Below are 14,875 nucleotides of genomic sequence, written 5' to 3'. Positions count from 1 at the left end.
TAGCTTGTCACTGCTTCTTCCTTTTTTCCTGCATATTCCTTGCACGCTTCCCGCCCATACTGATCCCACACATTCACAGGGACTCACAGAGTCACAAGGAGAGCATCATGAAAAAACTGGCTATCGTTGCCCTGGCTATCTTTACCACTTCCGCTTTTGCCTATGGCCCCGGTCATAAAGGCGGGGAGCAAATGGTTGAGCGCCTGGAAAAGAAACTGGAACTGAGCGAAGCGCAAAGCACCCAGCTCAAAGCGATTTTTCAGGAGCAGGGCGAAAAGATGAAAGCCTTGCACGAAGAAACACAAAGCAAGATGAACCAGGTATTGACCCCGGCGCAGCAGGAAAAGCTGGCTGAGATGAAAGAGCAACGCAAGGCACGCTGGGAAGAACGCAAGGAAAACTGGAAGGAAAACAAGGGCAAGCGCGGAGAGTAATCCGCGCTAATGCCTTATCCCGCGCGATACACAAAACCCGGCCATTAAAGACCTGGGATAATGTCCGTTCTTTGCCGTAGGAGCATCGCTCCCGGCGCGATTCCAACGTAGCCAATCGCGCCGCCAGCGACGCTCCTACAGCAACGCCCGTCGCATATCTGTCAACAACTGGCTCAGGTAGGTCGTGAACCGGGCCGCATCGGCCCCATCAATCACCCGGTGATCATAGGACAGGCTCAACGGCAGCATTAGCCGGGGCTGGAACTGCTCACCATCCCAGACCGGCTGCAGGTCGGACCGGCTCACCCCGAGGATGGCAACTTCCGGCCAGTTCACGATGGGGGTAAAGGCCGTACCGCCAATGCCTCCCAGCGAGGAGATACTGAACGTCCCTCCCTTCATGTCCGCCGGTGTCAGTTTGCGGTTACGCGCCTTTTCCGCCAGCTCGCCCATTTCCAGGGCAATGGCCTTCAGCCCCTTCCTGTCTGCATCCTTGATCACCGGTACCACCAGCCCATTAGGCGTATCCACGGCGATGCCGATGTTGATGTAGCGCTTCTGGATCAACGCCTCACCACTGTTTTCCAGGGAGCTGTTGAAACGGGGGAATTCCTTCAAGGCCCTGGCACAGGCACTGACCAGAAACGCCAGCATGGTCAATTTGACGCCCTCTTTTTCCAGGGCCTTGTTCTGCTGTTTGCGGAAAGCTTCCAGGTCAGTGATATCCGCATTGTCATGCTGGGTGACATGGGGAATGGTCAGCCAGGAGCGCGTCAGGTTCTGGGCGGACACTTTGCGCAGCTTGTTCAATTCCTGCCGTTCAACCTCACCAAACTGGCTGAAATCAATTTCTGGCAACGCCACGGCCGGGCCACCACCGGAGGCAGCCGGCGCACCCTCAAGGCGCTGTTTCACCCAGGCATGCACGTCTTCCTTGAGGATACGTTCCTTGGGCCCACTGCCATGGACCTGGGCCAGATCCACGCCCATTTCCCGGGCCAGCTTGCGCACCGCGGGTCCGGCATGCACGGATTTGGAAGGAGCCCCGGAATCTGCCGCTGGCGACGATGAGGCTGCCGGTGCCGGCTTTTGCGTCTGCGCAGTTTGAGCTTGCTGTGAAGCCGGCGCTGTCACGGGTTCCTCTGGCTTCTCGTCTGCCTCGCCTTGCTGGTCCGCTGTCGGCTGGCCGCCGGACACAGCCATGGTCAGCAATGTATCACCGGTACCCACCTTGTCTCCGACTTTCACGGCCACCGATTCGACCTTGCCGGCGGAGGGTGCAGGAATTTCCAGGGACGCCTTGTCCGATTCCAGTACCACGATGACCTGTTCCGCCTCCAGACTGTCCCCGACAGCCACATTCACTTCGATGATTTCGGCGGAATCAATATCGCCCAGATCCGGCACGGTAACGGTCTCGCTGCCACCACTCCCTTGTGCTTTCGGCGTGTCAGGCGCATCCGTTTCCGGCGGCGTTGATTCCGGCTCTGTTTTGTTCTCCGTGGTTGACGACTCATCACGGGTCGCATCGGATTCTGCGGAAGAGGCATTCTCCGACTCGCCGTCGGCCTCTACTTCCATCAGGTCATCGCCCTCCTTGACCCGGTCGCCCACCTTGACGCTGATGGCGGTAATTTTCCCCGCTTGCGGTGCGGGCACTTCCACCGTGGCCTTGTCAGATTCCAGGACGATAATGGTGTCCTCTGCGGCGATGGTATCGCCGACTTTCACGCTGATCTCGATGACGTCAACAGGATCACTGCTGCCCACATCGGGAACACGAATCATGGTCTTACTCACACCGGTCTCCTTTTATGAGATCACGTTGGGGTGCGATCAATGCATCACCGGATAGGGTTTATCCGTATCAATGCCGTATTTTTCGATGGCCTGTTTCACGGTCGCCACATCCACCTTGCCTTCCTTGCGTAACGCATTCAGTGCCGCCAGCACCACAAAGTAGCGGTCCACTTCAAAGAAGTGTCGCAGTTTCTGACGGGAATCACTGCGGCCAAAACCATCCGTGCCCAGCACGGTATAGGGCGCATGCACCCAGGGGCGAATCTGATCGGCGAAGGCACGCATGTAATCGGTGGATGCAATCACCGGACCTTCGCGGCCATCCAGGCATTTCTCTACCCAGGTAGTCTCACGCTCCTGATCCGGATGGAGGATGTCGTCCCGATCCAGACGCAGACCTTCACGGCGCAGTTCGTTGAAGCTGGTGACACTCCACACATCTGCCGCCACACCGAAGTCATCCCGGAGCAGCTCCGCCGCTGCTTCCACCTCGCGCAGAATGGTGCCGCAACCCAGCAACTGCACGCGGGGGGATTTTTTGGTTTTTCCCTTGCCTTCACGCAACAGGTACATGCCCCGGCGAATACCTTCTTCGGCCCCCTCCGGCATGGCACCGTGCACGTAGTTTTCGTTCATCAGCGTCAGGTAATAGAAGACCTTTTCATTGTCTTCATACATGCGTTTCAAGCCGTCATGGAGGATCACCGCCAGCTCATAGCTGTAGGTCGGGTCGTAACTGACACAGTTGGGGACCGTGCTGGCCAGGATGTGACTGTGACCATCCTGATGCTGCAGCCCTTCCCCATTGAGCGTGGTGCGTCCGGCGGTGGCGCCCAGCAGAAAACCGCGGGCCTGACTGTCGCCAGCGGCCCAGCACAGGTCTCCCACGCGCTGGAAACCGAACATGGAGTAATAAATGTAGAACGGGATCAGGGTGAAATCGTGCACGCTGTAGCTGGTGGCGGCAGCCAGCCAGCCGGACATGGCGCCCGCTTCGTTGATGCCCTCTTCCAGGATACGACCCTTCTTGTCTTCCCGGTAATACATGACCTGGCCGGCATCCTCGGGCTCGTATTTCTGACCACCGGAGGAGTAGATCCCCAGCTGCCGGAACAACCCCTCCATGCCAAAGGTACGCGCCTCATCGGGCACGATCGGCACCACTCTCTCGCCGATCTGCTTGTCCTTGATCAGCGCGCTCATCATGCGCACAAACGCCATGGTGGTGGAAATTTCCCGATCGCCACTGCCTTCCAGGAAGTTGGCAAAAATATCCAGCCCCGGCAGAGTCAGCGCCTGGCTGGCCTGCTGGCGACGCACCGGCATATAACCGCCCAGCTGGTCGCGCTGCTCTTTCATGAAGCGCATTTCCGGAGAGTCGGCGTCCGGCCGATAATAGGGCACGTCCTTGAGCTGTTCGTCGGTGAACGGCATATCGAAGCGATCACGGAATTCCTTGAGACTTTCCAGATCCAGCTTCTTCATCTGGTGAGTCTTGTTGACCGCTTCACCGGCACCGGTGGCGTACCCTTTTACGGTCTTGGCCAGGATCACCGTGGGCCGACCGGTGTGGTTCACCGCCGCATGGTAGGCCGCGTATACCTTGAACGGATCATGCCCACCACGATTGAGGCGGTACACTTCATCGTCGGACATATGCTCCACCAGCTTCTTCAGCTCCGGGTACTCACCGAAGAAATGCTCACGGGTGTAGGCGCCGCCGTTTTTCTTGTAGGCCTGGTATTCCCCGTCCACGCACTCTTCCATGCGCCGGCGCAGCAGGCCCTGGTTATCCCGTTCCAGTAGCGGATCCCAGAGTCGTCCCCAGACCACCTTGATCACATTCCAGCCGGCTCCACGGAATACGCCTTCCAGTTCCTGAATGATCTTGCCGTTACCGCGCACCGGGCCATCCAGCCGCTGCAGGTTGCAGTTGACCACAAAAATCAGGTTATCCAGTTTCTCCCTGCCAGCCAGGGCCAGGGCACCCAGGGACTCCGGCTCGTCCATTTCGCCGTCGCCCAGGAAGGCCCATACCTTGCGGTCATCCTTCTGGATCAATTCACGGTTTTGCAGGTATTTCATGATATGGGCCTGATAGATGGCCTGGATCGGCCCCAGCCCCATGGACACGGTGGGAAATTGCCAGAAATCCGGCATCAACCAGGGGTGCGGGTAGGAGGACAGGCCCTTGCCATCCACTTCCCGACGAAAGTTGTCCAGCTGCTCTTCGCTGATGCGCCCTTCCAGGTAAGCGCGGGCATACACCCCCGGCGCGGAATGGCCCTGGAAAAACACCAGGTCCCCTTCGTTTTTATCGCTGGGGGCCCGGAAGAAATGATTGAATCCCACATCGTAAAGGGTGGCGGAGGACGCAAAGGAGGCAATATGGCCCCCCAGTTCGTCGTCATTCATGTTGGCCCGCATCACCGTGGCCAGGGCATTCCAGCGCACCAGAGAACGCACCCGGCGTTCCATGAAAATATCACTGGGAATCGGCACTTCGTCCTTGGCGGGAATGGTATTGAGGTACGGGGTATTGAGGTGGGTTCGGTGGATGCCCTGTTCCTGGGCCTCATTGGTGATGGTATCCAGTAACCAGGCGGCCCGCTCCGGGCCTTCGCGCTCGACGACGGACTCCAGGGCTTCAAGCCACTCCCGGGTTTCCGCCGGGTCCATATCATCAAAGAAACTTCTTTTGTGCATGGGCGTGCGTCCTTTTTCGCGTTGCCAGGCGGCACGACAGGATCACTGCAGCACCGCAGAAATAAACGCCCGGGGGTGTTGGGCGAGCCACTACAAGCACTTTCCATACTAGCCGCAATGACTGGCCGGTCAAATGACGATAATCACCAGAGGCGGGTCACAGGCGGATGTTTTGGTATGGCAAGATCCCTTTCAGCATGACCACTGCCGCTACAGGACGAAATCAGACCTAAGTCTGATCGAGAGAAAAATATTTCGACACTTCCCGTAGGGTGCACTGAGCCTAAGCATGTCCAGAACACCTTGGGTAATTATCGTCAGATCACGATGATCCACAGCGCTGACAGGATCAGCCAGATGGCAACACAGCGCAGCAGCAGCCCCTGCAGTGACTCCAGATGATCCAGGGCAGCAGACAGGGAGCCTGGCTCCCCTGACGGTGACGTTTCCAGTGCCACATTGACCACCTGCTGAAGGGAGTCGCCGCTATGCTCCTGACGCAGCCAATGGCCCCGCATTTTCTCCATCACTGCGGTGAAGTCGCCGGCCAGCGCCATGCTCAACACCAGCAATCTGTTCGCCGGCCAGCAGGCCCAGCCATCCAGGCGGGCCTGCCAGCTATTGCCCTGCTCTTCACCGGCCCGGCTCAACCAGGCCCGGTTCAGCACCACCAGAAATGCCGCACCGAAACCCAGCAGCACCAGCCAGAAAATCGCCACAAAGAGGCCCTGTTCCCGGGCCAGAATTCTTTCCGTCAGGGCACTCTGGTAGTCAGGGTCCCCCGGCGTTCCGGTCACATCGAATTCATCCGTGGCCAGAGCAGCAAAGCCTTCCGGGTCGTTCATGCGGCCACGCACCAGCAATTCATCCACATGACGAAACTCGCTTTGCCCACCGACCAGCCACAGCATCAGTGCAATGCCCAATGCCAGCACCAGCAGCTGCCCCCAGAATCCATCCAGCCAGCACGTCAGGGCCGCAATCAGCACTGCCGGCAACAGCACCGCCAGCCACCAGACCCGTTGTCCTTGCCCCAGGCGATTGCTCCATTGCTGCAACCAGCCCTGATGACGCTGCGGATTGCTTATCCATAGCGGCCAGCTGGTATCCAGTCTGCGTAGACCAAGCACCAGTATCAGCACCAGAAATTTCATGCCATTTCCTCCTTGAATGCAGCCAGGCGGGCCCGGTAATCCGCCCAGTCGAAAGCGGGCCCCGGGTCGGTCTTGCGACCCGGGGCAATATGTTCATGGCCGGTGATACGGGTATCGTCAATCGCCGGATAATGGGTCTGCAACAGCCAGGTCAGCTCCGTCAATGTCGCGTACTGTGCCTCTTCATAGGGGACAGTATCTGCGCCTTCCAGCTCAATGCCGATGGAAAAATCATTACAGTTTTCCCGCCCGGCAAAGCAGGATATGCCCGCATGCCAGGCACGCTGGTCGCAGGGAACAAACTGCAACAGGCTGCCGTCGCGCCGGATAAGGAAGTGAGACGACACGGTAAGTTGGTGGATTTCGCGGAAGTAGGGATGGTCGTCCGGGTTCAGGCAGTTCTGGAACAGGGCCTGAATATAATCACCGCCGAACTGCTCCGGCGGCAGGCTGATGTTATGGATCACCAGCAGGGAAATGTCATCGGGGTCGGGCCGGAGGTTGAAATTGGGTGATGGACACCATTGTGCCTGGTCAACCCGGTGTTCGTTGAGGGTGAGCACCCGCGCAAGCTCCTTAATGCCTGCGCGGTACGGGCCAACCTAATGTTGAACGTTGGCCTGCATACGGCGCAGGTCGCCAATAACCGCTTCCAGAGCCCGATCGAACAGGGCTCCCTCTTCGATGAGTTTAACAGTCCCTTCATGCAGGGCAACGGCCAGGGTGTAAGCGGTAAACTCTTCCACCTTGATCCCCCGGCGGTTGGTAAACACCATCTTGACGCCGCCACGGATGTTGGCTGCCAGTTTGGCCCGGCGAGGTTCGTCACCCTCGACAATTTCAATCCACTGACCCGGAGAAAGCTGGCCGGCTTTTTTCACCAGAAAATGGTTTTCCGGTAAGGCCGCGCTCTGTTCCTGCTGCTGAGGCTCCGCGGCCGGCATTTCCGGCTGCACCGCCACGCGCTCGGTTTCCAGGCCTTTGAGCAATTGCTGGTGTACATCCCGGAATTTGGTCAGCAGCTGCTTCGCTTCGGCATCATCGTAACTGATCTGACCCAGGCCATTATGGAGGGTTTTGAGCAGTTTCGGGCTGAGTGCCTTGAGCTTTTCCAGAGCGCCCTGATCCCGATGCGGGAGAACACTCCAGACGACGCCGTCGACGACCTTGACCTGCTGTTGCCAGGCTTCACTGTCAGCCCCTTCGCGCAACCAGGTCAGGTACAGCACCTGTTGCCAGCCCTGCCGGAGCAGACGTACCACCACATCCGGTAATTGACGCCCTGCCATGCGCTTGTCCAGCACGGCCACCACTTCCTGGCGTGCCTGCTCGGCGCGGGCCTTGCCCTCTTCCGCCTCTCGGACACGTTGCTCCACCCGTTCTGAACGTGAGCGCTGACTATCAAAAAAGCCCTGGAATTCATCAAGCAGGGTGGCAAACAGGCTGGCATCATCCTCGAAATCATCGATGATGCGGTGTACTGCATGGTTGATACGCTGATACAGGTCATCCTGAATGCCCTGCTGCGGATCCCACTGGTTACCCGCCCGGGCCAGCATGTTGAGCAACAGCCGGGCTTCGTGATTGTCATTACTGAAGAAGGTCTTGTCGGTGATTGCCACTTTCAGCAGGGGAATCTGCAAGCGGCCGATCAACGCCTTGATCTCCGAGGGCAGGCCCTCGTCATCAAGAATAAAATCAAACAGCAGGGACACCAGGTTGATCACATCGTCATCGGCCTGATCCAGGGCATGGATGGCTTCACCATGCTCACTGTCGAGCAATTCGGAGAGATCTTCCTTCAGGTTGGCCCGCTCGCCGTCTTTCTCACTCAGGCTTCGCTCCACCCGCTGCAGGCGATTTAGCACCCCCATCAAATCATCGGAGCTGACCTGGTGAACGGAGGCCGCATTGGCCACCGGGGCGCCATTCAGATAGGGCACACCATTCTGCATGACCGCCATGGCCGCGTTCATATCAACGGCGGGCGCGGCGCCGTTCGCCGGCGCAACACCGCCCTGCATACCCCGCATGGTAACCAACAGCTCTTGGAGCAAGCCGAACATCTGGTCGTTACCGCCAGCGCCAGCACCGGAGGAGGACGACTGCCCCCCCGACAGAGAACGGTTCCCGGGTTTGCGAACAGGCGCGATGGGCGCCGTTTTCATGTCCGGCAGGACCCCGGCATCCACCAACACCTTGTTGGCTTCGGACACCATAAAGCCGGTTTCCGCCATCACCTCACGCTCAAACAGCTTGAGAATGATCAGCCTGGCCTTGATGTCCAGAGACAGCTTTTCCAGCCCCTGGTTGAATGCATCCACCAACTGGCGTGGTTCCAGCGGGTTGTTGCGCTCGGTGATCTCCGCCTTGCTTTCGAACAAGTACTCCAGGCGATGACACAACACTTTCAGCTGTTCCGCGCAGCCGTTGCGGGCTCTGCGGGCCATATTGTCCAGTGCCACCGACGTTTCCAGCTCTTCTTCGTTGACCAGGGCCAGGGAGTCCAGATCAAACTTGGCATTTTCCAGGGACTCAGCCTGCTCCTGCCCCTGCCCGAGGCAGGCAAACTGGTGCTGTATGGCCTGTTTCAAGCCGGCAGTAAGCCCGGCTCGCTGCACGCGCAGCTCCCGCATGGCATCAAAATAGCGCTCGCGCTCGCTGTCGGTCTCTTTCTCGGCCAGATCGTAGAGCCGGTCGTCCGCACCATCCAGCATGTCCTCAAGGTAGGAAGAGGCCACTGACAAATAGCGGTCACGGACTTTTTCGATAGGTCTGGGCAGGCTGTTGACAGCTGCTTTGCCGGCAACCGGTTTGAGCTGGGTAACCTTGGCCATGACACCCCCGGGGATAGCACTTCACCCGTTCAGTAAATGGGACTGTGGTTTTAATACTTTACTACGCTACCACACTAGCTGCATACGAATTTTGAACTAGTTCGCACGTCAAACTTTGTGTTTAAGCCACCACAAACACGTCGCCAGCTTTCCCTGCCCGCTAAATTCCCATAGCCTAAGGCCTTTTGGGGAAATGGACGAGAGCCATGGAGCAAGCGGTTACCATTCTTAAACAGATCAGCGGTTTCCTGTGGGGATGGCCGGCACTGATTCTGATTGCCGGTACCGGCATCTACCTGACCCTGATACTGCGATTCCTGCCCCTGCGGCAGCTGGGATTCGGTTTCAAACAGATGTTCGGCCCCCAGACCGGGGTCGGAACCATCGGCGCAGGTGCTGCCCTGGCCACGTCCCTGTCCGCCACCATCGGTACCGGTAACATCGTGGGGGTCGCCACCGCCATTCATTCCGGTGGCCCGGGAGCTCTGGTATGGATGTGGCTGATCGCTCTGGTCGGCATGGCCACCAAATACGCGGAAGCCGTTCTGGCGGTGCAATATCGGGAAAAAGATGCCGCCGGACAATATGTTGGCGGCCCCATGTACTACATCCAGAATGGTCTGGGCCGTAACTGGCGCTGGCTGGCCATTGCCTTCGCCATCTTCGGCATGCTGGCCGGATTCGGTATCGGTAACAGCGTCCAGGCCAACTCCGTGGCCCACGGCCTGCAGGACAGCTTTGGCTTGCCGGCATGGATTACCGGGGTAACCCTGGCCGTACTGGTTGGCCTGGTCGTCCTGGGTGGCGTAAAACGCATCGCCTCCGTGGCCACGTTCATCGTCCCGTTCATGGCGCTGACCTATCTGCTGGCCGGCCTGGTTGTCCTGGTGGACCATGCTGACGCACTGCCCGCGGCTCTGGCCCTGTGCTTTGAAAGCGCCTTTACGGGCACCGCCGCCGCTGGCGGCTTCGCCGGCGCCCTGGTCAAGGAAGCCATCCGCTTCGGTATCGCCCGTGGCATCTTTTCCAATGAAGCAGGCCTTGGCAGCGCCCCCATTGCCCATGCTTCCGCCAATACCGACCACCCCGCCCGCCAGGGCTCCATCGCCATGCTGGGCACCTTTATCGATACCATCATTGTCTGCTCCATCACCGGCCTGGCCATTGTCTCCTCCGGCGCCTGGACCAGCGGCGAGGAAGGCGCGCCGCTTTCCGCCCTGGCCTTTTCCTCCACGTTCGGGGACTTCGGTAATGTGATCGTGGCCGGCGGGCTGGCGATCTTTGCCTTCACCACCCTGCTGGGCTGGAGCCTGTACAGCGAACGCTGCACCCAGTTCCTGTTCGGTGACCGGGCCATTCTGCCTTTTCGGGTCATCTGGGTACTGGCGGTGCCCCTGGGGGCCGTGGTCAGCCTGAACCTGGTCTGGGCATTGGCAGACATCATGAATATCCTGATGGCGATACCCAACCTGATTGCTCTGTTATTATTGTCCCCCGTGGTGGTCCGCCTGAGTCGGGAATTCTTTACCAACCGCCCGGATTGACGGCACCATCGCCGCATAACACGACCCCGCAGGCCTGCCTGCGAGGTCTTTCATTGAGTTCAGCACCGAGAACAGCATGACCATCACCCTGCCCGACTATGTGCGTGACGACATTCAGCGCAACGTAAGCTTTGCCCTGGAAGAAGACATCCGCAGCGGTGACATCACCGCCCAGCTCATCGACGCCGATAGCGAAAGCACCGCCACCATAATCACGCGCGAAAACGCCGTCATGTGCGGCATTCCCTGGGCGGATGAAGTGTTCCGGCAACTGGGCGATGTGCAGATTGAGTGGCATGTAAAGGATGGTGATCGACTGACTGCGGACACCACCCTGTGCACCCTGAGAGGCAATACCCGCCAGATTCTCACCGGCGAGCGTACTGCGCTGAACTTCCTGCAAACCCTGATGGGCACCGCCACCACGGCGCGCCGCTATGCGGATGCTGTGGCAGGCACCACCGTGACGATTCTGGATACGCGGAAAACCCTGCCCGGCCTGCGAGCTGGCCAGAAATACGCCGTGCTCTGCGGCGGCTGCCAGAACCATCGGGTGGGGCTGTACGATGCGTTTCTGATCAAGGAAAACCATGTGGCGGCCTGCGGAGGAATCACCGCCGCCATTGAGCGGGCGCGGGCACTGGCGCCGGAAAAGAAAATCATTGTGGAAGTGGAAACGCTGGCAGAGCTGGAAGAAGCGGCAGCGCTGAAGCCGGATCAGATTATGCTGGATAATTTCAGCGCAGACATGCTACAGACAGCAGCAGAAAGCCCTGCCGAATCTGCCCTGGAAGTCTCAGGTAATCTTACTGTGGATAATGCCTCAGCCCTGCCACAACACAGGCAGTGGTTTCTTTCATCGGGCGCGCTGACCAAACATGTCACGGCAACGGACCTGTCCCTGCGACTGCAATCTGATTACCGGGAGGAAATCAGCAGAACGGCTTCCGCCAAGTGACCCATGCTCTTTGTACAATCCCATCTTGTGCGAGGCACAACTGAAGTCCTGGGAGCTAGCATGGATGCAACCGCCACGGACCAAGGTGATTTAGCTCCCCGCCGTCCTGTCTGGGAGAGTCATCGTCATCTCCACCATCTCCAGCAAACGTTTGTCGTAACCATGCTTTTCCATTAAAGCAAAGAGAACTGCGGAGCTGCTCTACGGAAGGTAAGGCAAACCATGAAAGCCTGACAACCTGGCGCACAGACAAGGATCCGCGCAAGACATCCACCATTACTGGGTATGACAAACCACCAACCCGCTGCACAAGATAAATACGTGGCAAGACCGACAGAGGTCACCGCCACTGACTAGGACTCTCAAAAACGAAGTGGATATTTGGCTACGCCTCAATACCTCCCCAGGGCAATGACTGCTCAAACCCGGCCAGAAGATCATCATCGGGAAACGCTTTATTCTTATCGGTCATTTCACCCCCACTTCAGATGACAATGACAATACTCCGAAACACGCCCCTCCCGACCCCAGCAAAACCCTCATCCTATGTAAGCGATACCAAACTTTCGCAAGCGACAACCGCCCCCCCTCAAGAGGTCAGATATCCTCTTGAGTTTCAAGCCCAGCCATCGGCATTTCTCCCTTAAAGGGCTGGCCTGATTTCAATAATGAAAACGCCCAACACAAATGGTGCTGGGCGCCCTCCAAAAAACCAGTTATGACTATAATCGGATTTTACTGACAACCTGATGGCAGATATTTTGCATCACCGCTTGTTGCACAAACCCAATCTACAATAGCATTGTTAGTCACCGTCGGAGTAAGGGTAAATGTAAAGCCGCGAACCGCATTGTTAACGGGGGCAGCATTTCTGAGCGTCACGGTCATCACACCAGCATCATCATGTGCTACACCTGCGGTGTATCGCCCGCCCGCAGTCTCAGCAAATTGGTTTGCAGGAGGGAACTCTCCTTTAGTCGCGTAGAATTCAGAAAGACCAGTCTTAACCGCACCAGCAGTTGCCATACCCTCCGCCACTTGCGAACGCGCAACATAATCCTGATAAGCAGGCACAGCTACAGCAGCAAGAATACCGATAATTGCTACTACAATCATCAGTTCGATAAGGGTGAAACCCTGTTGTATTTGCTTCTTCATGTGTTTTCTCCAGACATTGGCAAATTTGATTGAGCCCACCCTTGGCGAGCATCTGCGCTTAGACAATGCACAGAGCAGGCCAACTTTTTTTCGTAGCCATCCAAATCGTCTGAACCGCTTAGAATCCGGCGTCTTTCGAGAGCCCGGCAACACCTTCCCTCTTGTTTACCGGGGGTGACGCGGGTCACAGTTTTTGTCAGTCGACGACATTATTTGTCACCCAGGAGCCCAGCAATAGACACCCAACGTCACTGTGCCAATTACAGGGGGAACGAGGCGGAAGAGAAAAAACAAAACAGGTACGGGAAGGCAGCCACAGTCAGATCCAGTCACACCCCGCGCTTTAGCTATTGAAGATCATCTGCATCATCGCTGCGCCGGAGCCCCGCTCCTAGCAAACAGGCATACTGGTATCAAGAGCCAGACAAGTCACAAGTTGAGTTTCCAAGTGAGAAATGCTCCGCAAGGTGCTGATTTTTCGATTTGCGGGCTTCCCAGCGCCGCCCTCCCACGGTATGTTACGAAAAAAGTGTTGGGCTAACCGACCATACTAAGCATAAACAAGCAGGTTGCCATGACGACTCCGACAGCCCATTTTACCGGCCTTCCTCGCCGCCTGATTCATCAGGAACTGCTCACGCCCGAACAGGCCCAGAGCGCCCTCAAGGATGCCCGGGAAAACCGTGTCAGCCTGGTTCACCACGTGGTCACCAGCGGCATGGTGGCGGCCAATACTGTCGCCCTGGCGGTTGCCGAGGAGTTTGGCGACCCTATGCTGGACCTGAGCGCTTTCCAGCGCGACAGCCTGATCAAGGAACTTGTCGACCCCAAACTGATTACCAAACACCATGTGCTGCCCCTGTTTCGCCGCGGCAGCCGGCTGTTTGTTGCCGTTTCCGACCCGACCAACCTGCCCGCCCTTGAGGAAATCCGCTTCAACACCGGACTCAATGTGGAAACGGTGGTGGTCGAGCACGACAAGCTGACCCAGTGGATTGAGCAACAGGAGTCCGAGGCTGAAGACAGTGCCTTTGACGACCTGGATGACGGCCTGGACGACCTGGATGTGAGCGGTGGGGAAGACACCGCCAAGGACGACACTCAGTCCGGCTCTGATGATGCCCCCATCGTACGCTTCGTCAACAAGTTACTGCTGGATGCCATCAAGAGCGGGTCCTCGGACCTGCACTTTGAACCCTACGAAAAGTCCTACCGGGTCCGGTTTCGCCAGGACGGCATCCTCCAGCCGGTGTCCAAGCCGCCCCTGAATATCGCAAGCAAACTGGCCGCCCGTCTCAAGGTGATGGCCCGACTGGACATTTCGGAACGCCGGGTGCCCCAGGACGGGCGCATCAAGCTGAAAATCTCCAAAACCCGCGCCATCGATTTCAGGGTGAATACCTGCCCCACCCTGTTCGGCGAAAAAATCGTGTTGCGGATTCTTGACCCGGAATCTGCCAAAATGGGGATTGATGCGCTCGGTTACGAAGATAATCAGAAACAGCTCTATATGGACGCCCTGCACAAGCCCCAGGGCATGATTCTGGTCACTGGGCCTACCGGCTCGGGAAAAACCGTCTCGCTCTACACCGGGGTCAACATCCTCAACACCCCGGAGCGCAATATTTCCACCGCGGAAGACCCCGTGGAAATCAACCTGGACGGGATCAACCAGGTCAACGTGAACCCCAAGCAGGGCATGGATTTCGCTTCCGCCCTGCGCGCTTTTCTTCGCCAGGACCCCGACGTGATTCTGGTGGGGGAAATCCGGGACCTGGAAACCGCCAACATTGCGATCAAAGCTGCACAAACCGGGCATTTGGTGCTCTCTACCTTGCATACCAATAGCGCCCCCGAGACCTTGACCCGCTTGCGCAACATGGGAGTACCCTCTTTCAATATTGCCACCTCGGTGATCTTGATCATTGCCCAACGTCTGGCCCGGCGACTGTGCGAACACTGCAAGGAGCCACAGGATATTCCCAGACAGTCACTGCTTGAGATGGGCTTCACGGAAGCAGACATCGATTCCGGTTTTACTGTTTACGGCCCGAAGGGCTGCGAGAAATGCAAGAAAGGCTACAAGGGTCGCGTGGGGGTCTACGAGGTAGTGAAAATCACCGATGGCATTGCCCGCATTATTATGGAAGAGGGAAACTCCATCGAAATCGGCGACCAGTGCCGAAAGGAAGGATTCAATGATCTCTACCGCTCCGGTCTGGAAAAAGTGATGCATGGCGTCACCAGCCTGGAAGAAGTTAACCGTGTAACCAGCGGACATTAA

At 57.8% G+C, this 14,875-nt stretch carries 10 protein-coding genes; 4 read left to right on the top strand and 6 right to left on the bottom strand.

The window, feature by feature from the left end; translation table 11 throughout:
- The first annotated feature begins 107 nt into the window (after positions 1 to 107).
- The gene (locus tag A0251_RS10265) at positions 108 to 434 is read left to right on the top strand and encodes a Spy/CpxP family protein refolding chaperone (RefSeq protein WP_062816748.1); all 327 of its coding nucleotides are present in this window, start codon (positions 108 to 110) and stop codon (positions 432 to 434) included.
- 135 nt (positions 435 to 569) lie between these two features.
- Here A0251_RS10265 and aceF read toward each other — a convergent pair whose 3' ends face one another.
- The 5 genes from aceF to A0251_RS10240 all read right to left on the bottom strand — a co-directional run bounded on the left by aceF (position 570) and on the right by A0251_RS10240 (position 8,931).
- Positions 570 to 2,234: a dihydrolipoyllysine-residue acetyltransferase gene (gene aceF, locus A0251_RS10260; RefSeq protein ID WP_082810835.1), complete on the bottom strand. Its 1,665-nt coding sequence runs from the start codon at positions 2,232 to 2,234 to the stop codon at positions 570 to 572.
- A gap of 36 nt (positions 2,235 to 2,270) precedes the next feature.
- Positions 2,271 to 4,940, bottom strand: a complete 2,670-nt coding sequence (aceE, locus tag A0251_RS10255) for a pyruvate dehydrogenase (acetyl-transferring), homodimeric type (RefSeq protein WP_062816747.1) — start codon at positions 4,938 to 4,940, stop codon at positions 2,271 to 2,273.
- Positions 4,941 to 5,257: 317 nt separating this feature from the next.
- Entirely contained in the window at positions 5,258 to 6,094 is an 837-nt protein-coding gene (locus tag A0251_RS10250; RefSeq protein ID WP_062816746.1) for a hypothetical protein, read from the bottom strand.
- Complete coding sequence (gene ampD / locus A0251_RS10245) at positions 6,091 to 6,657, bottom strand: 1,6-anhydro-N-acetylmuramyl-L-alanine amidase AmpD (protein ID WP_062816745.1); 567 nt, start codon at positions 6,655 to 6,657, stop codon at positions 6,091 to 6,093. Before ampD ends, A0251_RS10250 begins: the two co-directional genes overlap by 4 nt.
- A 39-nt stretch (positions 6,658 to 6,696) precedes the next feature.
- Positions 6,697 to 8,931, bottom strand: a complete 2,235-nt coding sequence (locus tag A0251_RS10240; protein ID WP_062816744.1) for a DUF1631 domain-containing protein — start codon at positions 8,929 to 8,931, stop codon at positions 6,697 to 6,699.
- Positions 8,932 to 9,137: 206 nt separating this feature from the next.
- Between A0251_RS10240 and A0251_RS10235 the strand changes: the two genes are divergently transcribed.
- A complete protein-coding gene (locus A0251_RS10235; protein ID WP_062816743.1) occupies positions 9,138 to 10,475 on the top strand; it encodes a sodium:alanine symporter family protein in 1,338 nt (445 codons plus the stop codon).
- A 76-nt stretch (positions 10,476 to 10,551) separates the two neighbouring features.
- The gene (gene nadC, locus A0251_RS10230; RefSeq protein ID WP_062816742.1) at positions 10,552 to 11,433 is read left to right on the top strand and encodes a carboxylating nicotinate-nucleotide diphosphorylase; all 882 of its coding nucleotides are present in this window, start codon (positions 10,552 to 10,554) and stop codon (positions 11,431 to 11,433) included.
- 735 nt (positions 11,434 to 12,168) lie between these two features.
- On the opposite strand, the gene A0251_RS17630 is transcribed toward nadC, so the two are convergent.
- Entirely contained in the window at positions 12,169 to 12,591 is a 423-nt protein-coding gene (locus A0251_RS17630) for a pilin (RefSeq protein ID WP_062816741.1), read from the bottom strand.
- Between the two features lie 574 nt (positions 12,592 to 13,165).
- Here A0251_RS17630 and pilB point away from each other — a divergent pair.
- Complete coding sequence (gene pilB, locus A0251_RS10220; RefSeq protein ID WP_082810834.1) at positions 13,166 to 14,875, top strand: type IV-A pilus assembly ATPase PilB; 1,710 nt, start codon at positions 13,166 to 13,168, stop codon at positions 14,873 to 14,875.

This window comes from Alcanivorax sp. NBRC 102024 (assembly GCF_001602235.1).
Taxonomy (GTDB): domain Bacteria; phylum Pseudomonadota; class Gammaproteobacteria; order Pseudomonadales; family Alcanivoracaceae; genus Alcanivorax.
The sequence above is the reverse complement of the archived record's forward strand: the minus strand, read 5'-3'. Positions and strand labels throughout refer to the sequence as shown.

Coding starts and splice junctions, on each gene's coding strand:
- A0251_RS10235 (WP_062816743.1), top strand. CDS start 9,138: ATGGAGCAAGCGGTTACCATTCTTAAACAGATCAGCGGTTTCCTGTGG.
- A0251_RS10240 (WP_062816744.1), bottom strand. CDS start 8,931: ATGGCCAAGGTTACCCAGCTCAAACCGGTTGCCGGCAAAGCAGCTGTC.
- A0251_RS10250 (WP_062816746.1), bottom strand. CDS start 6,094: ATGAAATTTCTGGTGCTGATACTGGTGCTTGGTCTACGCAGACTGGAT.
- A0251_RS17630 (WP_062816741.1), bottom strand. CDS start 12,591: ATGAAGAAGCAAATACAACAGGGTTTCACCCTTATCGAACTGATGATT.
- nadC (WP_062816742.1), top strand. CDS start 10,552: ATGACCATCACCCTGCCCGACTATGTGCGTGACGACATTCAGCGCAAC.
- pilB (WP_082810834.1), top strand. CDS start 13,166: ATGACGACTCCGACAGCCCATTTTACCGGCCTTCCTCGCCGCCTGATT.
- A0251_RS10265 (WP_062816748.1), top strand. CDS start 108: ATGAAAAAACTGGCTATCGTTGCCCTGGCTATCTTTACCACTTCCGCT.
- aceE (WP_062816747.1), bottom strand. CDS start 4,940: ATGCACAAAAGAAGTTTCTTTGATGATATGGACCCGGCGGAAACCCGG.